This window comes from Lentzea flava, from assembly GCF_014648475.1.
Taxonomy (GTDB): Bacteria; Actinomycetota; Actinomycetes; order Mycobacteriales; family Pseudonocardiaceae; genus Lentzea; species Lentzea flava.
In genome coordinates, this window is record NZ_BMRE01000044.1 from 1 (window position 1) to 21,269 (window position 21,269).

The following is a 21,269-nucleotide window of genomic DNA, read 5'->3' on the forward strand; positions in this document are numbered from 1 at the left end:
AGGTCCGACGTCAAGGATCAGGTGAAGCCAAACCGTCAACCATCACCTGAAGCCCGACAGTGAAGAGCTGCACCAGGTCGATCTCGCTGGCACGGGCCCGACCGTGCTCGATGTTGGACACCTTGCTTGGATCCCATCCAAGCTTTTTGGCCAAATTACGGCCGTTCAGGCCCGTGCAGGTCTCACGCAACCGGCGCAGCTCATCGCCGAGGTCCCGGCTGTAGGCGGTGGAGGTGAACGCAGTCATAGCCTTTGACGCTATGGCTTGGAGTCACTCCCAGCAGCGCCTTCGTTCGGGTGAAAACGCTGAGACCGTCAGTTGGTGTCGCAGCGCCAGTACTGGTACCAGTTGCCGCTGTTGCTGACCAGCCAGAGAGGCGTCACTCCGCGAGCACGGAACCCGTACTTCGAGAAGCACTCCCGGTCAGCGGCAGGTCGCGTCTCGTTCTGCGCGGCGGCGTCCGAAGGCCGCGCGCTGCCGCGGTAACCGAGCTGGATCGGATAGATGGACCAGTCGGCCTGCGCCGGCACGGTCCCCAGAACGACCCCGGCTCCCAGCGCGAGGGCGAGCGCACCGCCCACCGTCCGCACGGTCCTGCCGGATTTCTTGCGCACAACTACCTCCAAGGAGAACACCAACGAATGCGTGATCACATTCGCTGGCGTTCCCTGTTCCCACAAGGCGTTCGCAAGATCTTTCGGCAGTTTCGGACACTACGTCCACATTGGCTCGTCCACTTCGGACACCCGGCCGTCCGCCCGGAAGTGCAGAAAACGGTCGAACGACCGCGCGAACCACCTGTCGTGCGTCACCGCGACGACCGTGCCCTCGAAGTCGTTCAGCGCGTTCTGCAACGCCTCCGCCGACGCCAGGTCGAGGTTGTCCGTCGGCTCGTCCAGCAGCAGCAAGGTGGCGCCGGAGAGCTCCAGCAGCAGGATCTGGAACCGCGCCTGCTGACCTCCGGAGAGGTTCTCGAACCGCTGGTCGCCCGCCTTGTCGAGCCCGTACCGCTTGAGCACGGACATCGCGGCGCCCCGATCGCGGCCGGCGCGCTGGTCGTCGCCGTGCCAGAGGATGTCCACGAGCGTCCGGCCGATCCACTCGGGGTGCTCGTGCGTCTGCGCGAACAGGCCCGGCACAACCCGCGCGCCGAGCTTCCACGTGCCGGAGGTCCTGACGTCGTCGCCACCCAGCAGCCGCAGGAAGTGGCTCTTGCCCGAGCCGTTCGAGCCCAGCACCGCGACGCGGTCGCCGAAGAAGATCTCCTGCGAGAACGGCTTCATCAACCCCGTCAGCTCCAGCTGCTCGCACGTGATCGCGCGAACGCCGGTGCGACCGCCCTTCAGCCGAGGGTTGACCTTCTCGTCGGTGGGGATCTCCGGCGGTGGGCCGGCTTCCTCGAACCGTTCGAGACGACCACACATGACCCGGTACTTCGGTGCCATCGACTCGTAGTACTTGGCCTGCTGCTGCAACGTGCGCACGAGCTCCTTCAAGCGCTCGTGTTCCTCGTTCCAGCGGCGGTGATCTTCCTTCAGCTTCTCGATGCGCTTGTGGCGGGCGCCGTGCCAGGTCGAGAACGACCCGGCGTGCGTCCACGCGGAGTGCGCTTCGACGGTGACGACGTGCGTGGCGGCGTTGGCCAGCAGCTCGCGGTCGTGGCTCACGACCAGCACGGCCTTGTCGGTGGCTTTGAGTCGCTCTTCCAGCCAGCGCTTGCCGGGCACGTCGAGGTAGTTGTCCGGCTCGTCGAGCAGGAGCACCTGTTCGTGGCCGCGCAGCAGGGTTTCCAGGACCAGGCGTTTCTGTTCGCCGCCGGAAAGCGTGCGCACCTCACGGAACCGTGCGCGGTCATAGGGCAGGCCGAGCGCGAGAACGGTGACGGTGTCCCAGAGAACCTCGATGTCGTACCCGCCTGCCTCGCCGTAGGCGGTGAGGGCGTTGGCGTAACGCATCTGGGTGGTTTCGTCGTCGGTGTCCATCAGCGCGAGCTCGGCTTGGTCGAGCTCCTCGGCGGCGTCGCGCAGCGCCGGTGGCGCGACGGAGAGCAACAGGTCTCGGACGAGCGAGTCGTCGCGGACCGAACCGATGAACTGGGGCATGACGGCCAGCCCGCCCTGCACGTGCACGCTGCCCTGCTTCGGCGCGAGCTCGCCGGACAGGATGCGCTGCAACGTCGTCTTGCCCACGCCGTTCGCGCCCACCAGCGCGACGACGGTGCCGGCGCCCACCCTGAACGAGACGTCGCGGAACAGCTCCCTGCCGTCCGGCAGCGCGTACGCGAGCCCGTTCGCTTCCAGATAACCCACGCCGGTGATGGTCCGGGGTCGCCCGGCGCGGACGCCAGCGAGTTTCCGGCTACCGGAGGCGGATCGGGTAGCGGCGCAACACCAGCGCGGCGGCCGTGACCAGCAGGCACTGGAACGCGGGACCGAACGCGCTGATCACCATCAGGAGCACGGTGAGTCCGCCGAACACGAGCAGCAGCAGGTAGAACAGCCACGGCCGGACCTGGCGGCTCATGGTGCGCGCGAGTCTGGGTTCTTCGGCTAGCAGCCGCTGCTCGATCTCCTGGAGCGAGCGACGTTCGGCCTCACTCAGCATGGGTGCCTCCGGAAGACATCGGGACGGCATCGTTCCCGCTCGTCACCCAGTGGATACTCGGATGCCGCCGCAGTCAAACCCGCAGTCAGTCAGTCATACTCCCGCGCATGCCTGGGGGGATTCTCGAAGAAGCTCGCGATCAGACTCGACGCCGCGCAGTACGCCGCCTACGAGGGCACGCCGCCCACCCGGCCGGAGTGGACCGCGGCGCGGGCCGCGCTGGTCGCGGTGTCCGCGGTGCTGGTCGCGCTGGTGGCCGGACTCGCCGTGCTGGGCGGCTGGCTCGTGCTGCGCGACTTCCCGTCGTTCTTCTCGATCGTCGCCGGCATCCCGGTCCTGCTGGTGGCGTGGGCGCTGCGGCCCAGGCTGGGGCGTGCGGGCGACGTGTGGCACGCACTGCGCCGCGACGACGCGCCGACGTTCTTCGCGCTGCTCGACCGGGTCGCCGCCGCGGCGGGAGCCCCGCTGCCCGACCGGGTGGCGCTCGACGCCCGCTTCAACGCCTCGGCCGGGACCCACGGGCTGCGGCGGCGACGGACGCTGATCGTCGGGCTGCCGTTGTTCGGGGTGCTCACGCCCCAGCAGCGGGTGGCGGTGCTCGGGCACGAGTTCGGGCACTTCGTGAACGGCGACCCGGCGCGTGGCGTGCTGACCTCCCCCGCGGTGAGGACGCCGCTGATCCTGGCGGACCTGGTGCGGCCCTCCGAGTCGTTCGTCGGCGACAACCTGTGGACCCAGCTCGCCGAGCGGGCGTTGTGGCCGTTCCAGCTGCTGCTGGAGAGGGTGTTCGTGCTGATCGGCACCGGTGTCGTGGCCGTCGCGGCGCGGGACCACCAGCGGGCGGAGTACTGCGCCGACGCCCTCGCCGTGCGCCTGGCAGGGACCTCGGCGGTGGCGGCGTTGATGATCGACTTCGCCATGGCCGGGCAGTTGTCCGGGGCGATCGCGGCCGCCGAACGCGGCACGCAGGCGAATGCCGAGACGGCCCGGCGCAACCATCCGGGTGCGGCGCGGTGGCGGGAGGCGGCGGACGCCTGGCGGGCCGCGCGAGACGCGGCGGAGGCGCTGGAGAAGTCCGTCACCGAAGACGGGACTGCGGGCGCGGATCGTGCGGTCATGGCCGCACACCGACCCCGCGGTGGTGCTCAGCGATGCCGACTCCGCGAAGATCGACGCAGAACTGCACCGGTTCTACGCCCGCGCGGGCCGGGACATCGCCTGGTCAGCGGCTTAGCGCGACCAACCGCGAGACCGCCCGCAGGTACTTCTTCCGGTACCCGCCGCGCAACATCTCGTCGGTGAACAGTTCCGACAGCGGCTGCCCCGACACCGCGACCGGGATGTCGCGGTCGTAGAGCCGGTCGCCGAACGCCACGAGCCGCAGCCCGACGTTCTGGTCCGGTGCCGGCTTGACGTCCTTGAGGTGCACGGCGGTCACCCCGTCCAGCAGCCGCCCGTACTTCGACGGGTGGATGCGGGCGAGCGCCTTGCAGAGGTCGTCGAAGTCGTCGATCGTCGAGCCCGGCAGCGCACCGGCCTTGGTCTCCAGCTCGTCGGACGACATCGGCGGCGGCGCGTCGGGCAGGCCGCGGTGGCGGTAGTCGGGGCCGTCGACGCGCACGACGTCGAACTTCGAGGACATCGACTGGATCTCGCGCAGGAAGTCGGCGGCGGCGAACCGGCCCTCGCCGAGCTTGTCCGGCAGGGTGTTCGAGGTGGCGGCGATGAAGACGCCCTGCGCCGTCAGTTCCTTGATCAGGCGGGTGATCAGCATGGTGTCGCCGGGGTCGTCGAGTTCGAACTCGTCGATGGCGAGCAGCTTGTGGTTCGACAGCCGCTTCACGGCCTCGGGGAAGGTCAGGACGCCGACGAGGTTGGTCAGCTCGACGAACGTGCCGTACGCCTTCGGGCCGGGGACGGCGTGCCACAGCGACGCGAGCAGGTGGGTCTTGCCGACGCCGAAGCCGCCGTCGAGGTAGAGGCCGAGCTTGCCCTCGTCCTCCTTGCCGCCGAACAGCGACCACTTCTTGCGGCGAACGCTCACCCGCGCGGCGAACAGGCGGCACGCCTCGACGGCGGCGGCCTGGCTCGGCTCGTCCGGGTTGGGGATGTAGCTGTCGAAGCTGACGTGGTCGAACCTCGGTGGCGGCACCAGGTTCTCGATCAGTTCGTCAGCCCCGATCTGGGGATCCCGGTCGGACAAGCGCATGCCCGCAGCCTATCGGCGTGATGGGATGTGTTCGTGCAGATGTTGTGGCCCTCACCGGGCGTTGAGATGACCGACACAGCCCTCGAGTCGCTCTACGCGTATCCCGAGGGCCGCACGTGGGTCATCGCGAACTTCGTGTCCAGCGTGGACGGTGCGGTGTCGGTCGACGGACGGTCCGCCGGGCTCGGTTCGCCCGCGGACAAGCAGATCTACCTGCTCGGACGCGAACTCGCGGACGTCGTGCTGGTCGGGGCCGGAACCGTGCTGGTCGAGGGATATCGGCCCGCGCGGCGGGAGCGGCCGCTGCCGATCGCCGTGGTCACGGCACGCGGGACGCTCACGCCCGACCTGCCGCTGTTCACGAACAGCGCGGTGCCTCCGATCGTGATCACCTGCGCGAGCGCGCAGCTGCCGGAACTGCCCGCCGACGTGATCGTCACCGGTGACGAGGCGGTCGACCTGGAGGTCGCGGTCGCCGAGCTCGCGGCACGAGGGCTGCACAAGATCAACCTGGAGGGCGGGCCGAAGCTCTTCGGGTCGATGATCGCCGCGGGACTGGTGGACGGGCTGAACCTCACGGTGTCGCCGCTGCTGGCGGTGGGTGACGCTGGGCGGATCGCGGTCGGGCCCGTGGTGCCGCCCGTGGATCTCGCGCTCGCTTCGGTGCTGCGCGCGGACGACGTGCTGTTGCTGCGGTATCAGCGGCGAAATTCCAGCTGAAGAGGCAGGATGTGCGCGTGGACCTACCGTTGACGCCACCTCTGCAGCCGATGCTCGCCACCGCGGTGGACGGCATCCCGGACTCCTCGGACCTGGTGTTCGAGCCGAAGTGGGACGGTTTCCGCTGCGTGGTGTTCCGCTCCGGTGACGAGGTCTTCCTGCAGTCCCGCAGCGGCAAGCCGCTCAACCGGTACTTCCCCGAGGTCGTCGCCTCGATGCTGGAGGTGCTGCCCGAGCGCGCGGTCGTCGACGGTGAACTGGTCGTGGCGCGCAACGACGAGCTCGACTTCGACGCGTTGTCCGAACGCATCCACCCGGCGGCCTCGCGCGTGGCGCTGCTGTCCGAGTCGACGCCGGCCACGTTCGTCGCGTTCGACCTGCTGGCCCTGGGATCCGAGGTGCTCCTGGAGTCGCCGACCGTGGCGAGGCGCGAGGCTCTGCTGAAGATCCCCGACCTCAACATCACGCCCGCGACCACCTCGGTGGAGACCGCGCGCGAGTGGTTCACGCTGTTCGAGGGCGCCGGCCTGGACGGCGTGATGGGCAAGCCCGCGGACGGCCCGTACACGCCGGGCAAGCGCACGATGATCAAGGTCAAGCACGCGCGCACGGCCGATGTCGTCCTCGCGGGCCTGCGCTGGCACAAGGACACCGAGCCGGGCACCGCTGTCGGCTCGTTGCTGCTCGGCGTCTACGACTCGAACGACCTGCTGCACCACATCGGCGTCTGCGGCTCGTTCAAGGCCGCCGAACGCCGCGAGCTCGCCACCGAGCTCGCGCCGCTGATCACCGAGTCCGACGACCACCCGTGGGCGAATCCCCAGCCGGGCCAGCGGATTCCCGGCGAGATCAACCGGTGGCGCGGCAAGCAGGCCGAGTACGTGGCGCTGCGCCCCGAGCGGGTGCTGGAGATCCACTACACCCAGACCGAGGGCGAGCACCCCGTGCGGCTGCGGCACAACGGCCAGTTCGCGCGGTGGCGTCCCGACCGCGAGCCGCTGTCGTGCCGCTACGACCAGCTGGAGATCCCGGCCCGCTACGACGTGGCCTCGGTGCTGAAGGGCGAGCTCCGCGCCCGTTAGACGTCCGGCCGCGCCGACCGCGTCGCCCCGACCGAGGCGATGACGACGCAACACACCGCGACCCACTGCGCCGGCTTGAGCTGCTCCCCCAGCAGCACCAGACCGGCCAGCGCGGCCACCGCGGGCTCCAGCGACATCAGGATCCCGAACACGCGCGGAGGCATGCGCCGCAACGCTTCCAGCTCCAGCGAGTACGGGATCACCGACGACATCAGCGCCACCGCGAACGCCGCCGCGAGCACGACCGGGTCGAGCATCGCGGTGCCGGAGGACGTGATGCCGAACGGCAACGCGACCGCCGAGCCCACCACCATCGCGAGCGCGAGGCCCTTGCCGTCGGTGGTCTTGGCGCCGAGCTTGGCCGTGACCAGGATGTACGCCGCCCAGCACGCTCCCGCTGCCAGCGCGAACAGCACGCCCGACAACGCCAGACCGCCCTGCACGCGGGTCAGCAGCACCACGCCGACCCCCGCGAGCAGCACCCACAGGCCGTCGAGCCAGCGCCGCGAACCCGCGACCGCCACGGCCAGCGGGCCGAGGAACTCGATCGTCACGGCGGCGCCGAGCGGGATGCGTTCGAGCGCGAGGTAGAAGCAGAGGTTCATCGCGGCGAGCACGACGCCGTAGGACACGACGACCGCGAGCGTGCGGCGGTCCATGCGCAGCGACGGCCGCCAGATCGCGACCAGCACGAGCGCGGCGACGACCAGCCGCAGCGTGACGGTGCCCGCCGCGCCCGCGACCGTGAACAGCTGTTTCGCGACGGCCGCGCCCACCTGGACGCTGACGATGCCGAGCAGCACGAGCGCTGTCGGCGGGATGCCGCCCATCAAGCGGGCGACGGGAAGCCGATCAGCGTGAGCCATGGGCCCATCCTGACTCAGGGCTTTCGGGCGAGGCATCCGATATATGCGCACCGGTGAGCCAACACACACGGATCACACTCACCTCCGCCTCACTTTGAACATGCGAGGCTCGCTGTGTCGGAGTGTGAATGAGAGTGAGGACATCTGTGCGTCGCGCTGCCTTGGCCCTGTTGGCAGTGAGCGTGCTGACGGCGTGCAGCGCGGGACCCTCGACCCGGCCGGTGATCGCGGTCAAGGGCGAGGACAACCAGCCGGTCGACCAGAGCGCGCTCGCGGGGCCGCAGCCCGTGCCGCCGCTGAGCGAGTACAAGAAGGACTCGCTCGGCTGGTCACCGTGCAACGAGCAGATGAAGGACCGCCTCGGCGCCAACGCTCCGCAGGGCGACCAGACCTACGAATGCGCGCGCATGACGGTCGTGCTCGACCCGCCGGGCCGTCCTGGCCGCGGCACCCTCGGCATCGCGTTGATGCGCGTCGGCACGGGCAAGAGCGCGCTGGTCGTCGTGAACGACCCCGCAGGCGAGCCGGGCACGGTCAAGGCCGCGCGGCTCGCGGCGTCGTTGCCGAAGGACGTCCTCAGCACGTACACGATCATCGGCATGGACCGGCGCGGCACGGGCCGTTCGGACGGCGTGTCGTGCGTGCCGCCCGCAACGCGCGCACAGCTCGTCGAGTACGACCCGGCCGAGGCGGAGCAGTCGAGCCTCGTCGTCGCCGCCGGTGAGGCGTCGCAGGAGTGCGTGCTCGACCTCGAAGGCCGGCTGACCGCGTTCGACTCGTGGCGTGCGGCCGCCGACCTCGACCGTCTCCGCGACTACCTCGGCACCGACCGCCTCAACGCCATCGGCCTGGGCGAGGGCTCCCGCGTCCTCACCACCTACGCCCAGCGCTACCCGAACCGCATCGGCCGCACGGTGCTCGACGGCGCGCCCGACCCGACGCTCGACCAGGTCGGCGTGCTGGAGTCCCGTGCCGCGGCGACCGAGGCGACGTTCGAGGCGTTCGCGCGCGACTGCAAGACCCGCGGCTGCGCACTGGCGAACCCGCGCGAGGACGTCCAGGCGCTGCTGACCAAGCTGCGGTCAGGCCGGCTGCGCGGCGAGTACGTGGACCTCACCCCCGGCTCCGCGCTGAACGCGATCATGGCCGGTCTCGCCGACCGGGCGCGCTGGCCACAGCTCGCCGACGCGATCGGGAAGGCCCGCGGGGGCGACGGCAGCGGCCTGTTCACGCTGCTCGACCCGCTCGTGAACGACCTCGACGAGAACCCGCCCCGCTTCGACTCTGGCCTCGTGATCGGCTGCAACGACACGGCGACCCGAATCCCGCCCGACCGGGTGAAGGCCCTGACCGCCGACTGGCAGGGCAAGTACGCGATGTTCGGCGCGCTGTTCGCCCGCCAGCTGCTGCACTGCAACCCGTTCCCGCCGCCCAAGACCGAGAAGGTAGACCCGTTGAAGAGCGCCCCGCCGATCGTGGTGCTCAGCACGGCCAACGACGTCCTCACGCCCGCGGCGGGCACCGAGCACGCGGCGCAGCGGCTGCCCGGTTCGGCGTTGATCGGCTGGCAGGGCAGCGGGCACGGCGCGCTGACGTTGTCCGGCTGCGCCACGACGGCCGTGCGCGACTACCTGATCGACGCGAAGGTGCCGTCGAACGGAACCGTCTGCCCGCCCTGATCTGGTTGAGTTGCGTCCATGGACGGTGAGACGGCGAACCTGTTTCACGGCGACGCGAACAACGTTGTTCAGGTCCGGGACGTGCACGGCGATCTGTACGTGCACCAGCCGTCCATCCGTCCGTCCGTTCAGCGGCCGCGACGACGAGCTGGAGCACCTCGACGGCCTGCTGGCCCAAGCGCCTGCCGCGGTGGTCATCTGCGCGATCACCGGCACCGCAGGAGTCGGAAAGACCGCCTTGGCCGTGCGCTGGGCCCACCGCGTCCGCGACCACTTCCCCGACGGCCAGCTGTACGCCGACCTGCTCGGCTGCTCCGCTCACACCGGCCCAGGCGCTGGAAGGCTTCCTGCACGCACTCGGCGTGTCCGGTGACGCGGTAACGCCACAGCTCGACGACCAGGCCGCTCTCTACCGATCAACGCGAGCTCACCGGACCAGGTGCGTCCGCTGCTGCCCGGTTCGAGCAGCTGCTTCGTGCTCGTCACCAGCCGCAGTGGCCTCGCCGGTCTCGTGGCGCGCAACGGAGCACACCGACTGACCCTGGACCTGTTGTCCTGCAACGACTCCCTCCGGCTGCTGCGTGAGGTCGTCGGTGCGGGCCGGGTGGACGCCGAACCGCAGTCGGCCGCGACGCTCGCCGACCAGTGCGGGCGGCTGCCGCTGGCGCTGCGGGTGGCGGGCGAACGAGCCGCGGCCGAGCCCGGCCTTCCGTTGCGGGAACTGGCTCTCGACCTCGGGGACGAGCGCGGTCGCCTGGACCTGCTCGCGAGTGACGACGGGGATGCGAGCAGTGCCGTCCGCGCGGTTCTCTCGTGGTCGTACCGCAATCTGCCTCCGGCCGAGGCACGGCTGTTCCGGTTGCTGGGCTTGCATCCCGGCCCCGACTTCGGTGTGCCGGTGGCCGCCGTGCTCGCCGATGTGCCTTTGCCGCAAGCGAAACGGCTTCTCCAGTCGCTCGCGGGTGCGCATCTCGTGCAGGCGAGCGGTGCGGGCCGCTACCGGTTTCACGACGTGCTGCGCCTCTACGCCGCCGAACTCGTCGAGGCGGAGGAGATCCGGCACACCGCGGCCCGTCGCATGCTCTGCTGGTACCTCCACTGTGCCAGCGCCGCCCACCACCTCCTCCTGCCGCTGTTCACGCCACACCCGGTGGTTCTGCCGGAACCGCCGGACATTCCGGCTCCCTTCACCACCCGCGGTCACGCCCTGGCGTGGTGCGAGACGGAGGCCGCCAACCTCGCGGCGGCTGTCCGCTGCGCGGCCCAGCTCGGCGAGCACGCGCTCGCGGTGCAGTTGCCCGGCGCGCTGTGGGGTTACTACGACCTGCGCAAGCCGTGGACCGACTGGATCGCGACCCACGAGATCGGGCTGTCGTCCGCGCGCCTGCTGGGCGACGAGAGGAAGCGTGCCAGGATCACCAGTGCGCTCGGCGTGGCCTACTACGACCTCCAGCGCTTCGACGAGGCCGCCGCGCTCTTCGAGGAGTCACTGGCGGTCAGCCGGACCGTCGGCGACGACGACACCGGCAGTCTCGACAGGCTCGGCTCCACCTACCGCAAGCAAGGGCAGTTCCACCGGGCGCTCGAATGCCACCGGGCCGTGCTCGCGCTCCGGCTCGCGGACGGCAATCAGCGCAGCGTGGCCGTGACGTTGAACCGGCTGGGTTCGACGTACCGCGATCTCGGGCGCTTCGACGAGTCGCTCGAGCACCTGAACTCCTCGCTCGCGATCAGGCGCGAGATCGGCGATCTGCACGGACAGGGCTTCGCGCTCCACAGCATCGGCGCGACCTACGAGCAGCTCGGTCAGCTGAACGAGGCCATGGACGCCTACCGGCAGTCGCTGGCCGTCCGCCGCGAGATCGGCGACCGGCGCGGTGAGGCCGAGCTCTTGTCCTGCGTCGGGAACATCCAGCTCCGCCTCGGTGAGGCCGGCGAGGCACGCGAGGCGTGGACGCAAGCGCTCACGATCTTCCGCGACCTCGGTGCGCCTCAAGCCGCCGACGTGGCCGGGAAACTCGAAGCTCTCGAACGCGGATAGGACGTCGGGGAGCCTCCCGCGGCCAGAACGCGGAAGGCTCTCCGAGCGAATCTCGTGTCAGCAGCTCGAACAGCAGCCGCAGCCGGGCCCCGTGCACCCGGAACAGCACCCACACGTACCCATCAGGGCCTCCCCGTCCTCCAAGCCGGACCTGCGCGGGACATCCGCGAGTCCCACGGTCCGCCCCGGCACCAGACCTGGGAAGCCCCCTCACCCGAACGCGCCGGCACAACCACCGAGGCGTCGCAGCCCGTGACCGCGCTACGCGCCCAGCTCGTCCAGAGCTTTCTGCGCGGCCTCCAGTTCGGCGCGCAACTGCTCCACGCGGGCGAGCTGCTGAGCACGCGCCGCGTTCAGAACGCCCTCGACGATCTCGGCGACCTCCGGCGTGAGCAGCTTCGCGGCCTGCGCCACGGCGGCCGGCGACACCGGGGTCGGGCGGACCGCCTTGCGCGTGCCCTGCAGCACCTCGACCGTCCACTCGCCCTCGCCCGTCGTCACCAGCGTGACCGTGACCTCGGGTGTGGCTCCCTTGGCAGACGGCTTGCGCGCCGGCTTGGCAGGAGCGGGAGCGGGCTCGGCAACGGCAGGGGCGGGTTTCGGCTTGGGGGCCGCGGGCTTCACCGGCGCCTCCGGAACGTAGGGATGGAGGATCTCAGTCTCTCGCGGCGGCTCCGGCGGCGCAGGAGGTGGGGCCGCCGCCTTCTTGCGCGGCGGGGGCTTCTCCAGCGTCAGCTCCGCCGGGGAGAACGACATCTCGTCCTTCGACCCGGTGGGGCGCACCTGGATGAAATCGCCCTCCTCGGGTTCGGTGAACGCGAGGAGCTTCGCCGACCTCCCCGCCTCCATGCCCACCGCGGCCGCCGTGAACCACACCAGCGGCTGGGTGCCTGCGTCCAGTTGCGAGCGCAGGCTGTCGACGTCCTCCGCCGACAGCCCGCTCTTCTTCGCCATCGCGCTGCCTCCCGCCTTTCGAACACCTGTGCCCCAGCATGCCCTACACCCCTGACAATTCTGAGCACCGGGTAGGCAGCAAGATCGTTTACGGATTGCCGTCGGTCCCGCAGATGTAGCCCGCGTTGATGCAGTTCTTGACCCGCCGTTGCAGTTCCGCCGCGTCCCAGGCGTTCATGAAGTCACCGTGGAACGTGTAACCGGGCGCGCTGGTCACGTTCACCCCGTTGACCGTGCCTCCCAACGACAACCCGGTGCCGTTCACCGGATAGGTGATCAGGAACTCGAGCCGCGGCACCACCACGGGATGCGAGGCGGGGCAGACCAGCCCGACCGCGAACGCCATGTGGTCGCGGTGGTTCGGCGAGTCGAGATCCCGGCCGTTCCAGCACGTCGGGAAGTCCAGGTACGTCTCGACCTTGGTGCCGGGCGGGCAGGTGAGGAAGTCCCGGTTCGACGGCGACTGCGTCGTGCACGACCACCGCGCGGCCGGGTTCTGCTCAGGCGACGTCGCCTTCGCGTTGCCGACCACGTACCGCAGGCCCTGCGGATGCGCGACCGCCTTCTCCTTGTCGTGGATGCCCTGGTAGTAGATCGTCACGCTGTCCGGCGCCACCGCCTGCCCGTCCTTGTACAGCGTGGGCACCCAGTACGCCGACTTGTCCGAGATCGGGTCGCAGTTCGTCGTCCCGGCCCTGAGCGACGTCAGCGTCGAGAACGCGTTCGTCGTCCGGTTGCCGAAGAACTCGTGCATGTGCGAGACACCCGACTGGTTCTGGAAGACGATCGGGTCGTCCTGCCTGCGATGACTGCTCGCACAGGTGACCCGGAACTCCGACCCCGGAATCGCCTGCTGCTCGACCATCGCCCGCGCCTGCTCGGCGCTGTAGCCGTACCCGTGCCCCGCGTGGGACACCCCGGGCTGCGCCACGACCAGCCCCGCCGCCACGAGCGACACCGCCACCGCCGCGATGCCGATCGCTCCACGAATCCGCACGTGCATGGAATCTCCTCTCGCACCACAGTGTGTGAGAGCGCTCTCATGACAAACGGTAAACCCTCTTGACCGGACATGTCCACGTGAGGATCGCTCAGGCCTCTTCGGCGCGCAGCCGGTACTCGCACCCGTACTCGACCGCGTACGACAGCTCGTAGATGTGCACGATCTTGGGCCCGCCGTGCAGATGCACGTACGTGACGATCTGCTTCGGGTCCTCCGGCGTGGAGGGCAACGAGTCGACCCGGCCGTCGAGAGGACCGCCGACGTACCGCACCACATAGGGCTGGGACATGGCGACCTCCTCTCGCGTTCTGTTCATTCTACGAGGTCGGCGGCTGGATCAGTCCCCGATACAGCCGGTTGGCTCACTCGCAGAACCACCGAACGGCCAGTTCGTCGAGCGTGTCGGCCCGCGGGAGGTCTTTCATGAACCACGGCACGCGTCGACCATCACCTTCCGGCACCGCCGGTCACCCTCGGTTCTGCCGCAACAGGTGAACGCCGTACAGGAACCCGGGAACATGCTCCAGCCACCGCTCGCCCAGCCCGCGCTTCCGTTGCTGCTCAACACATTTCGCGCGCCGCTCGGCCACGAACGCGGCCCAGTCCCCCGGCCTCAGCACCTCCGGCGGCGACCGTTACTCCTGTTTGCGAGCCCGCGACGGCTGCACCCGCATCGGCTCGCCCGGCATCTTCGGGTAGTCCGGCGGATACGGCATCTCGCCGCGCGGATCAGCGGCGTACCACTCCAGCAGCGTCTCGATCCCGAACGCCTCCGAGTCCAGGTCCGCGTGTGGATTCCCGCGCTCCTCCAGGTACTTCGGCACGGTCAGCACGTCGAAGTCATCAGGGTCCACAGTGGACAGTTCATCCCACGTCACGGGAGTCGAAACCGTCGCCCGCGGAGTCCCCCGCACCGACCAGGCGGACGCGATCGTGCGGTCACGGGCAGCCTGGTTGAAGTCGATGAAAACGCGCTCCCCGCGCTCTTCCTTCCACCAGGCCAAAGTGGCCAAAGACGGCGCCCGCTTCTCCACCTCACGAGCCAACGCGATCACCGCGTGCCGCACGTCGATGAAGTCCCACGAAGGCCGGATCCGCACGGCCACATGGATGCCACGGCCGCCGGAAGTCTTCGGATAACCGACGAGACCGGCGTCGGCCAGCACCTCGCGCAGCACCGCGGCGACCCGAGCGGCGTCACGGAAATCCGTACCCGGCTGGGGGTCCAGGTCGATCCGCAGCTCGTCGGGATGATCCACGTCAGCACGGCGAACAGGCCACGGGTGGAAGTCGAACGTGCCGAGATTGGCCGCCCACACGATCACGGCCTCGGAGGTCGGGCAGATCTCGTCGGCCGGCCGGCCGGACGGGAAGCGGACCTGCACGGACTCGACGTACGGAGGCGCTCCCTTGGGCACGCGCTTCTGGTAGAACGCCTCACCCTCGACGCCGTCGACGTAGCGCTTCAACACCACCGGGCGGTCGCGCAGCACGGACAGCAGCACGGGCGCGACGGTCCGGTAGTACTCGACCACCTGGCCCTTGGTGATGCCCCGCGCGGGGAAGTACGGCTTGTCCGGGTTGGACACCCGCACGAGTTGGTCACCGACCTCTAGCTCGATCGCCTTGGAAGCCACGTCAAGACACTAGAGGCCGCGCACGAACGCCGCGAGCGCCAGCTCGAAGCTGTCGCGGTCCAGCTCGCGGGCGACACCCGGCAGCAGGTGGGCGCGGTCGAGGTGCGGGTAGCGGCCGGAGTAGTCGGCGGGGTCGGAGGAGAAGCCGCTGGAGAACGACGACAGGGCCGAGCCGAACACGATGTACATCAGGCCCGCGGCGATCATCGTGGCCTCGCGGCGCGACCAGCCGGCGTCGACCAGCGAACCGTGCACCACGTCGAGCCGCTTCAACGACTCGTCGCGCCGTGCCGGGCCGTAGGCGAGGAACGGGACGATGTTCGGGTGCGACGAGAGCGCCTCACGGTACGAGCGCGCGCACCGGAGCAGGCCTTCCCGCCAGTCGACGTCGAAGCCCGAGACGTCGACGGACGACAGGATCGACGAGGCGACGTCGTTGAGGAGCTGATCTTTGGTGCGCACGTGCCCGTACAGCGAAGCGGCCTGAACGCCCAGCTCAGCGGCCAGCTTGCGCATCGAAAGGCCGTCGAGGCCGTCGCGGTCGATGATGGCCAGAGCCACCGACCTGATGCGATCGGGGCTCAGCAGAGGGGTGCTCGGCCGGGGCATGTGGGTTAACCTAACACTGTTCGGTTAATCGGGAGGGCCCGTGGACTTGACGCTTTCGGACGAACACCGGCAGCTCAGGGAGCTGGCGCAGCGCTTCACCGACGAGCGCGTCGTCCCCAACGCGGCACGCTGGGACCGCGAGGAGGCGATCGACAGGGAGCTGGTCCCCGCGCTCGGCGAGGTCGGGTTCCTCGGGCTCGGCATCGACGAGAAGTACGGCGGATCGGGCGGCGACAACCTCGCCTACTGCCTCGTGCTCGAAGAGGTCGCGCGCGGCGACAGCGCCGTCAGGGGCATCATCTCGGTGTCGCTCGGGCTGGTCGCGAAGTCGATCGCGAAGCACGGCACGGAAGAGCAGAAGCAACGCTGGCTGCCGGACCTGACCGCGGGCACCAAGCTGGGCTGTTTCGCGCTCACCGAACCCGGCACCGGAAGCGACGCGGGCAGTCTCACCACCAAGGCCGTGAGAACCGACAACGGCTGGGTGCTCAACGGCCGCAAGGTCTTCATCACCAGCGGCACGTGGGCGGACGTCGCGCTGGTCTTCGCGCGCACCGGTGGACCGGGCCCCAAGGGCATCAGCGCTTTCCTCGTACCAACGGAGACGAACGGCTTCACCGCCACCGAGATCAAGGGCAAGCTCGGCATGCGCGGCCAGGCCACCGCCGAGATCACCCTCGAGGACGTCGAGGTCCCCCACGACGCCCTGCTCAGCGAGGAAGGCTTCAAGCTCGCGATGGGCGCCCTCGACAAGGGCCGCATGTCCGTCGCGGCGGGCTGCGTCGGCGCGGCCAGAGGAGCCTTCGAGGCAGCGCTGAAGTACGCCAAGGAACGCGAGCAGTTCGGCAAGCCCATCGCTGGCTTCCAGCTCGTGCAGGAACTCCTCGCGGACATGGCCGTGGAAACCGACGCCGCGAGGCTTCTCACGTGGCGAGTAGCCGACCTCGCCGACAAGAACCAGCCGTTCAGCACCGAAGCGTCCATGGCCAAGCTCTACGCCAGCGAAGCCGCCGTGCGAGTCGCCAACAACGCCATCCAGGTCTTCGGCGGCTACGGCTACATCGACGAGTACCCGGTGGGCAAGTACCTCCGGGACGCCCGCGTCACCACCCTCTACGAGGGCACCAGCCAGATCCAGAAACTGCTCATCGGTCGCGCGCTGACGGGCATCAACGCGTTCCAGTAAAGGAAGTGACATGGACTTCACGCTCGACGAAGAGCAGAAGGAGATCCGCGACTGGGTGCGGACCTTCGTGCGCAAGGAGATCATCCCGCTGGAGCCTGAGGTGCTGCGCCGCGAACGCGCCGGCCAGCCGGGCCTGCCCAAGGACGAGCTGAAGGCGTTGCAGAACAAGGCCAAGCAGGCCGGGTTCTTCGGCGTCCTCACGCCGCAGGAGTACGGCGGCATGGGCCTCGGCGCGATGATGACCGCGCTCATCGAGGCGGAGCTCGGCCGCAGCTTCGTCCCGTTCCGGTTCGGCGGCTACGCGGACAACATCCTGTTCCACGGCAACGAGGAGCAGAAGCAGCGCTACCTGCTGCCGACGATCTCCGGCGAACGCGTGTCGTGCTTCGCGATCACCGAACCCGGCGCCGGCAGTGACGCCAAGGCCATCCGCACGTCCGCCGTGAGGGATGGCGACGAGTGGGTCATCAACGGCGAGAAGACCTTCATCACGCAGGGCAACGAGGCCGACTTCGTGATGGTGTTCGCCGTGACGGACAAGGAGAAGGGCGCCGACGGCGGCGTCACGTGCTTCCTCGTCGACCGCGACATGGGCTGGAAGTCCGAGCCCATCCCGACGATGGGCCAGTGGGGTCCGGCGGCGCTCGTGTTCGACAACGTCCGCGTGCCGCACGAGAACATCCTCGGCGAGGAGGGCAAGGGCTTCCACCTCGCGATGCAGTGGATCGGCCAGGGCCGCTACCTGCTGCCCGCCCGTGCGCTCGGCAGCGTCGAGCGGCTGGTCGAGATGGCGATCGAGCAGGCCAAGAACCGCGTCACGTTCGGCCAGCCCATCGCCGAGTACCAGGCGATCCAGTGGATGATCGCGGACTCCGCGGTCGAGATCGAGGCGTTGCGCTGGCTCGTGCTGCACGCCGCGTGGCTCGTCGACCAGAAGCAGGACTCACGGCAGGCGCAGTCGATCGCGAAGCTCTACGGCGGCATCAAGGCCAACGAGATCGTCGACCGCGTCCTGCAGATCCACGGCGGCATGGGCTACACCCGCGAGCTGCCGATCGAGCGCTGGTACCGCGAGCTGCGGCTGCTGCGGATCTACGAGGGCACGGACGAGATCCAGCGCCGCACGATCGCGCGCAATCTGCTCAAGGGCCACGCGAACGTCCGGGGCACGCTCGGTTAGTTCTATCTTGGGGAAGTGCTCAACCACGGCATCCTCGGCGTCGTCGAACGACAGGTCCGCACCTGGTCGGCCGACGACGCCGAGGTGTACGCGGCCGCGACGGGCGGCCGCTACTCCCCCGCGTTCGCCATCCCGTTGCTGCAGCACGGCGGCCCGCAGCTCGGCCTGACCGGCGCCGACATGACCCAGGTCCTGCACGCCGAGCAGTCGCTGTGGCTGCACCGGACACTCCCCGCGCACGGCTCGATGATCGTCACCAAGACCGTGACCGCCATCCACGACAAGGGTTCGGGAGCGCTCGTCGTCAGCACGTGGGAGTCCGAATACGCCTCGACGCGCTCGTCGTGTTTCCTCAAAGGCGAAGGCGGCTTCGGCGGCGAACGCGGCGAGACACGCGGGTTCGACCTCCCGGACACCGAGCCCGAGGTCAGCTTCTTCCAGACGTCGGAGGACCAGGCCCTGCGGTACTGCGAGACCGGTGACGTGAACCCGATGCACCACGACCCGGAGTTCGCGCGCAGGGCGGGGTTCCCGCGGCCGATCCTGCACGGCCTCTGCACGCTCGGAATCACCGTGCGCGGTAGAAATTTCACCGAACTGCACGCCAGGTTCACCGCGCCGGTGTTCCCAGGAGACGAGCTGCGGATCGAGCACTGGGAGACCGGCGAGTTCCGCACGTCGGCGGGCGGTCGGCAGGTACTCATCGGATCGGTTCGGTTTTCCGAAGTGGACAGCCGCTGAAAGTGCGCACGATCGCACCATGAGTAGTGCCCTGGCGACCGTGGACTCCGGAATCGAACCGGTGCGCGTTGCGGTGGAGTCCCGAGACCTGATCAGCGCGGCCGGCGTGACGCACCTGCTGAAGAGCTCCCCGCGCGTGCGCGTGGTGCAGGACCGCTCGGACGCGCACGTCTTGCTCGCCGTCGTCAACGAGCTGTGCGCGCAACAGGCGGCGCGGCTGCGGGCCACCGGATCGTCCAGGATCGTCGTGATCGCGGCACGGGTGCACGACCTCACACCGTCGATCGCAGCGCAGGCGGGGCTGGCCGTTCCCCTGCGGCGCGCGGACGTCAACGCCGAACGCCTGATCAGGCTCCTCGTCGGCGGGCAGCCGGTGCAGGAACGCTCGCCGGTGCTCACCGACCGCGATCTGCAGCTGCTGCGGCTGCTGGCCTGCGGCGCGACGATCGCGGAGGTCGCCGCCCGGCTGTTCTGCTCGGAGCGGACCGTGAAGTACGCGCTGCACCAGCTGCTGGACCGGTTCGGGCTGCGCAACCGGGTGCACGCCGTGGCGTGGGCCATCCGGTCGGGTCTGCTCTAGGCGGTGCCGAAGACGGAGGACAGCTGCACCCGCCTGCTGATGCCGACCTTGCGGTAGACGCGGGTGAGGTGCAGCTCGACCGTGCGCTGGGTGACGTTGAACCGCACGGCGATCTCCCGGTTCGTCTCCCCGTCGAGGGCCAGCTCCACGATGCGCGCCTCGTGCGGGGTGAGCTTCCCCCACGCGCCACCACGTACCGGCGCGGGCCGCTCCATCAGCGCGGCCCGCGCCAGACTCGCGACGTCGGCGGCCCCCGCCCGTTCGGCGTCGGCCAGCGCGGCCCGCGGCGCACCGAGAGCGAGGTGCATGCGCGCCCGCTGGCGCAACAACAACGTGCACACCCACGCCGGTGACAACGAACCGGTGTAACCGAGCCGCACCAGCATCTCCCGCGCCTCGCAGGACCTTCCGGTGTCCACACAGGACGCGACGAAGGCCGCTGCCGCCAGTGCCGCACAGCCTCGCGATGCAGAGACGCGTCCGGCCAGGTCGTGCATGAGCCGGGACACCTCGGCGTGGTCGCCGTTCGCCCGGTGCGCCCACATCTCCAGCGCCACCACCCAGTCGGTCTCCGCGCCAACGAGCTGGTCTCGCAGCGCGAAGTCGAGCACGACGCGTTCGGAAGCACCGCGCAGAAGCCCGAGCCCGGCGAGCACGACCGACGGCAGCGCGAACTCCGGCAGGTCGCCGAGCACCTCCTCGGCGCCTCGCCCCGACCAGAACGCGCGCAACGCGGGAACCACCGCGGCATCGCCGACGACCTCGCGCTCGCTCAACGGGCTCATCGCCATGGCGACGGCGCGGAACGGCACCGGCGGTCCCTCGTCACCAGCCGGCACGCCGAGGACATCCTCGTCGCACTGCCAGTCCAGCACCACGGCGGCCAGCCGGTCCAGCGCGCCGTCCGGGTTGCCCGCGGTGGAAAGCCGCTGCCAGCACCGGGAGAGCTCGTCCGCCCGAGGTGGCACCCCGCACCGCAGGTGAAGATCCGCCAGCCCGATCGCCACCTGGGCCAGAACCCGCTCGCTCATCGGCTCCCGCAGAGCCGCCCGCAGGCACGCGGCCGCGTTCTCCGGCCGCCCAGCCGCCCCGTGCAACCGGGCGGCCGTGCGCAACACCGGTGCGACCCAGTGCTCCCCGACGGGTCCCGCGCACGCCACGACGTGCTCGGCCACCGCGGTCGCCGGATCGGACCGCCGGTGCATCACTCCCGCGGCCGCGCGGTGCAATCGTTCGCGCGATTCCGGTGCCATCTCGTGCCGGATCGCATGGCTCAAAGCCGGCGAATGAATTCGCATCGGCTCATTCACCGCCAGCCGCGCGTCGGTGAGACGTTCGAAAGCGGCGAGAGTGTCGCAGGACCCCATTCCGGCGACCTCGCACACCAGGTCCAGCGGCGCACTCCCGAGCACCGCGAGGGCCTGGGCCACCGCCACCGCCTCGGCGTCCAGCACCTGCCAGTACCGCCGCACCGCCCGCAGCAGCCGCGGCACCCTCAGCCCGCGCAACGACGCCGCCGACAGCCCACCGGGCCCGACGAGGTCCAGGACGTCGCTCAGCACGCCCGGCGCGCCTCCGCAGTGGTCGAGACACAACGCCGTCTGCTCCGGCGAGGCCTCGACGTCGAACCGGCGCCGGATCATCTCCGCCACGGCATCGGCGTCGACGGGCCGCAACGGCACCCGCACGGCGTCCGCGACGAGGTCCAGGCTCTCGGGATCGAAGTCGCCCGCGAGCACCACCGCGCCCCGGAACCGCGCCAGCCGCTCGGCCTCCTCGGCGCAGAGCCGCTCGACGTCGTCCACCACGAGCACCGTGTGCCGGTCGACCCCCGACAACGCCCGCACCCCGCGCACCGGCCGCAGCCCGCTGCGCACCGCGATCGACGACGCGACGGACAGCAACGCGCTCTTGCCCATCCCGGTCGAGCCGTGCACGACCAACGCCCGCGCACCACCGCCGAGCGCGTCTGTCAAGGCGGCGATCTCCCGCTCACGCCCGACGAGCACGCCGCCCGCCTGCCGCACGACGGTGTCGACGAGGCCAGGGCGGAGCGGTGCAACCATGCCTTCCAGGAAAACGGCAGGTGCCGGGAAGGACCATGCAGAAAAACCGGCAGAAGTCCGGCAGGTCTGCCCGTTCGCACAGGGCCCGCACGCGGGGAATTGGTAATGGCA

At 69.8% G+C, this 21,269-nt stretch carries 22 protein-coding genes; 10 read left to right on the top strand and 12 right to left on the bottom strand.

The annotated features are described in order from the left end of the window. Positions 1-10: 10 nt before the first annotated feature. The 4 genes from IEZ09_RS34640 to IEZ09_RS34655 all read right to left on the bottom strand — a co-directional run bounded on the left by IEZ09_RS34640 (position 11) and on the right by IEZ09_RS34655 (position 2,605). Positions 11-247: a helix-turn-helix domain-containing protein gene (locus IEZ09_RS34640; protein ID WP_189258036.1), complete on the bottom strand. Its 237-nt coding sequence runs from the start codon at positions 245-247 to the stop codon at positions 11-13. A 68-nt stretch (positions 248-315) separates the two neighbouring features. Further along, positions 316-615 carry a hypothetical protein gene (locus IEZ09_RS34645; RefSeq protein WP_189258037.1) on the bottom strand — a complete coding sequence of 100 codons (300 nt, stop codon included), beginning with the start codon at positions 613-615 and terminating at the stop codon, positions 316-318. Between the two features lie 99 nt (positions 616-714). Further along, positions 715-2,310 carry an ABC-F family ATP-binding cassette domain-containing protein gene (locus IEZ09_RS34650; protein ID WP_189258038.1) on the bottom strand — a complete coding sequence of 532 codons (1,596 nt, stop codon included), beginning with the start codon at positions 2,308-2,310 and terminating at the stop codon, positions 715-717. 49 nt (positions 2,311-2,359) lie between these two features. Beyond that, positions 2,360-2,605: a DUF3040 domain-containing protein gene (locus IEZ09_RS34655; RefSeq protein ID WP_189258039.1), complete on the bottom strand. Its 246-nt coding sequence runs from the start codon at positions 2,603-2,605 to the stop codon at positions 2,360-2,362. Positions 2,606-2,833: 228 nt separating this feature from the next. On the opposite strand from IEZ09_RS34655, the gene IEZ09_RS34660 reads away from it, so the two are divergent. Continuing rightward, complete coding sequence (locus IEZ09_RS34660) at positions 2,834-3,907, top strand: M48 family metallopeptidase (protein ID WP_189258040.1); 1,074 nt, start codon at positions 2,834-2,836, stop codon at positions 3,905-3,907. Here the strand turns inward: IEZ09_RS34660 and zapE are convergent. Beyond that, positions 3,828-4,814, bottom strand: coding sequence for a cell division protein ZapE (gene zapE, locus IEZ09_RS34665; protein ID WP_189258041.1), 987 nt, complete (start codon positions 4,812-4,814; stop codon positions 3,828-3,830). The genes IEZ09_RS34660 and zapE overlap by 80 nt on opposite strands. 66 nt (positions 4,815-4,880) lie before the next feature. Between zapE and IEZ09_RS34670 the strand changes: the two genes are divergently transcribed. Further along, positions 4,881-5,534: a pyrimidine reductase family protein gene (locus IEZ09_RS34670; protein WP_229813233.1), complete on the top strand. Its 654-nt coding sequence runs from the start codon at positions 4,881-4,883 to the stop codon at positions 5,532-5,534. A gap of 17 nt (positions 5,535-5,551) precedes the next feature. Further along, entirely contained in the window at positions 5,552-6,616 is a 1,065-nt protein-coding gene (locus IEZ09_RS34675; protein ID WP_189258042.1) for an ATP-dependent DNA ligase, read from the top strand. Here the strand turns inward: IEZ09_RS34675 and IEZ09_RS34680 are convergent. After that, positions 6,613-7,482 carry an EamA family transporter gene (locus tag IEZ09_RS34680; protein WP_229813234.1) on the bottom strand — a complete coding sequence of 290 codons (870 nt, stop codon included), beginning with the start codon at positions 7,480-7,482 and terminating at the stop codon, positions 6,613-6,615. The two genes, IEZ09_RS34675 and IEZ09_RS34680, sit on opposite strands and share 4 nt — an antisense overlap. 176 nt (positions 7,483-7,658) lie before the next feature. Here IEZ09_RS34680 and IEZ09_RS34685 point away from each other — a divergent pair, with 176 nt between their 5' ends. The 3 genes from IEZ09_RS34685 (at position 7,659) to IEZ09_RS34695 (ending at position 11,202) form a co-directional block, all read left to right on the top strand. Then, a complete protein-coding gene (locus IEZ09_RS34685) occupies positions 7,659-9,161 on the top strand; it encodes an alpha/beta hydrolase (RefSeq protein WP_229813235.1) in 1,503 nt (500 codons plus the stop codon). Between the two features lie 64 nt (positions 9,162-9,225). Then, positions 9,226-9,534: an ATP-binding protein gene (locus IEZ09_RS34690; RefSeq protein ID WP_189258045.1), complete on the top strand. Its 309-nt coding sequence runs from the start codon at positions 9,226-9,228 to the stop codon at positions 9,532-9,534. A 102-nt stretch (positions 9,535-9,636) separates the two neighbouring features. After that, positions 9,637-11,202 carry a tetratricopeptide repeat protein gene (locus IEZ09_RS34695; protein WP_189258046.1) on the top strand — a complete coding sequence of 522 codons (1,566 nt, stop codon included), beginning with the start codon at positions 9,637-9,639 and terminating at the stop codon, positions 11,200-11,202. Positions 11,203-11,463: 261 nt separating this feature from the next. Here IEZ09_RS34695 and IEZ09_RS34700 read toward each other — a convergent pair whose 3' ends face one another. The 5 genes from IEZ09_RS34700 to IEZ09_RS34720 all read right to left on the bottom strand — a co-directional run bounded on the left by IEZ09_RS34700 (position 11,464) and on the right by IEZ09_RS34720 (position 15,405). Beyond that, entirely contained in the window at positions 11,464-12,156 is a 693-nt protein-coding gene (locus tag IEZ09_RS34700; RefSeq protein WP_189258047.1) for a DUF6319 family protein, read from the bottom strand. Positions 12,157-12,244: 88 nt separating this feature from the next. Next, a complete protein-coding gene (locus tag IEZ09_RS34705; protein WP_189258048.1) occupies positions 12,245-13,159 on the bottom strand; it encodes a DUF1996 domain-containing protein in 915 nt (304 codons plus the stop codon). A gap of 88 nt (positions 13,160-13,247) precedes the next feature. Beyond that, the gene (locus IEZ09_RS34710; RefSeq protein ID WP_189258049.1) at positions 13,248-13,448 is read right to left on the bottom strand and encodes a DUF8847 domain-containing protein; all 201 of its coding nucleotides are present in this window, start codon (positions 13,446-13,448) and stop codon (positions 13,248-13,250) included. 346 nt (positions 13,449-13,794) lie between these two features. Then, the gene (gene ligD, locus IEZ09_RS34715) at positions 13,795-14,796 is read right to left on the bottom strand and encodes a non-homologous end-joining DNA ligase (RefSeq protein WP_189258050.1); all 1,002 of its coding nucleotides are present in this window, start codon (positions 14,794-14,796) and stop codon (positions 13,795-13,797) included. 9 nt (positions 14,797-14,805) lie between these two features. After that, positions 14,806-15,405 carry a TetR/AcrR family transcriptional regulator gene (locus IEZ09_RS34720; RefSeq protein ID WP_189258051.1) on the bottom strand — a complete coding sequence of 200 codons (600 nt, stop codon included), beginning with the start codon at positions 15,403-15,405 and terminating at the stop codon, positions 14,806-14,808. Between the two features lie 40 nt (positions 15,406-15,445). Here IEZ09_RS34720 and IEZ09_RS34725 point away from each other — a divergent pair, with 40 nt between their 5' ends. Genes IEZ09_RS34725 through IEZ09_RS34740 form a run of 4 tightly spaced genes read left to right on the top strand, consistent with a single transcriptional unit; the run spans position 15,446 to position 19,092 of the window. Further along, complete coding sequence (locus IEZ09_RS34725; RefSeq protein ID WP_189258052.1) at positions 15,446-16,591, top strand: acyl-CoA dehydrogenase family protein; 1,146 nt, start codon at positions 15,446-15,448, stop codon at positions 16,589-16,591. 10 nt (positions 16,592-16,601) lie between these two features. Continuing rightward, positions 16,602-17,771 (top strand): acyl-CoA dehydrogenase family protein, encoded by a 1,170-nt coding sequence (locus IEZ09_RS34730; protein ID WP_189258053.1) that lies wholly within the window; start codon positions 16,602-16,604, stop codon positions 17,769-17,771. 15 nt (positions 17,772-17,786) lie between these two features. Continuing rightward, positions 17,787-18,512 (top strand): MaoC/PaaZ C-terminal domain-containing protein, encoded by a 726-nt coding sequence (locus IEZ09_RS34735; protein WP_189258054.1) that lies wholly within the window; start codon positions 17,787-17,789, stop codon positions 18,510-18,512. Between the two features lie 19 nt (positions 18,513-18,531). Beyond that, positions 18,532-19,092 (top strand): helix-turn-helix transcriptional regulator, encoded by a 561-nt coding sequence (locus tag IEZ09_RS34740; protein ID WP_189258055.1) that lies wholly within the window; start codon positions 18,532-18,534, stop codon positions 19,090-19,092. Here IEZ09_RS34740 and IEZ09_RS34745 read toward each other — a convergent pair. Further along, a complete protein-coding gene (locus tag IEZ09_RS34745; RefSeq protein ID WP_189258056.1) occupies positions 19,089-21,158 on the bottom strand; it encodes a helix-turn-helix transcriptional regulator in 2,070 nt (689 codons plus the stop codon). The two genes, IEZ09_RS34740 and IEZ09_RS34745, sit on opposite strands and share 4 nt — an antisense overlap. Between the last annotated feature and the right edge of the window lie 111 nt (positions 21,159-21,269).

Bases quoted from the DNA above. Each gene is read 5' to 3' on its own strand.
- zapE (WP_189258041.1), bottom strand. From the start codon at position 4,814: ATGCGCTTGTCCGACCGGGATCCCCAGATCGGGGCTGACGAACTGATC.
- IEZ09_RS34670 (WP_229813233.1), top strand. From the start codon at position 4,881: ATGACCGACACAGCCCTCGAGTCGCTCTACGCGTATCCCGAGGGCCGC.
- IEZ09_RS34655 (WP_189258039.1), bottom strand. From the start codon at position 2,605: ATGCTGAGTGAGGCCGAACGTCGCTCGCTCCAGGAGATCGAGCAGCGG.
- IEZ09_RS34730 (WP_189258053.1), top strand. From the start codon at position 16,602: ATGGACTTCACGCTCGACGAAGAGCAGAAGGAGATCCGCGACTGGGTG.
- IEZ09_RS34680 (WP_229813234.1), bottom strand. From the start codon at position 7,482: ATGGCTCACGCTGATCGGCTTCCCGTCGCCCGCTTGATGGGCGGCATC.
- IEZ09_RS34700 (WP_189258047.1), bottom strand. From the start codon at position 12,156: ATGGCGAAGAAGAGCGGGCTGTCGGCGGAGGACGTCGACAGCCTGCGC.
- IEZ09_RS34720 (WP_189258051.1), bottom strand. From the start codon at position 15,405: ATGCCCCGGCCGAGCACCCCTCTGCTGAGCCCCGATCGCATCAGGTCG.
- IEZ09_RS34705 (WP_189258048.1), bottom strand. From the start codon at position 13,159: ATGCACGTGCGGATTCGTGGAGCGATCGGCATCGCGGCGGTGGCGGTG.
- IEZ09_RS34710 (WP_189258049.1), bottom strand. From the start codon at position 13,448: ATGTCCCAGCCCTATGTGGTGCGGTACGTCGGCGGTCCTCTCGACGGC.
- IEZ09_RS34740 (WP_189258055.1), top strand. From the start codon at position 18,532: ATGAGTAGTGCCCTGGCGACCGTGGACTCCGGAATCGAACCGGTGCGC.
- IEZ09_RS34640 (WP_189258036.1), bottom strand. From the start codon at position 247: ATGACTGCGTTCACCTCCACCGCCTACAGCCGGGACCTCGGCGATGAG.
- IEZ09_RS34745 (WP_189258056.1), bottom strand. From the start codon at position 21,158: ATGGTTGCACCGCTCCGCCCTGGCCTCGTCGACACCGTCGTGCGGCAG.